The following is a 285-nucleotide window of genomic DNA, read 5'->3' on the forward strand; positions in this document are numbered from 1 at the left end:
TACTATGTACGATGCCGTTGGTGGCTTCAAACTCGGTGGCGGAGGTACGACAAACATGTGCCGCGATATACTAGCAGAATATCGAGGCAACAGAATTTTCAGCAAGGTGGTCAATGCTATCAAGCAGACCAAAGACTCTAAAATGGTAGTCATTGCTTGTGCAGATGGATCTTCGTACAACGGTCTATTTGCACTATCCCACTTAACTGCTTGGGCGACATCAAGTTTGAGCCACCACTAGCACCCGGGAAGCAAAATGCAATCCAAGACGGTCATATAAACTTT

At 46.0% G+C, this 285-nt stretch carries 1 protein-coding gene; it reads left to right on the forward strand.

Translation table 11 applies throughout. The annotated features are described in order from the left end of the window. Nucleotides 1-241, forward strand: a 241-nt coding sequence (locus QWJ41_RS21015; protein ID WP_302710429.1) for a hypothetical protein, incomplete at its 5' end; no start/stop codon positions are given. Between the last annotated feature and the right edge of the window lie 44 nt (nt 242-285).

It is taken from the genome of Nocardioides cremeus, from assembly GCF_030518195.1.
Lineage (GTDB): Bacteria > Actinomycetota > Actinomycetes > Propionibacteriales > Nocardioidaceae > Nocardioides > Nocardioides cremeus.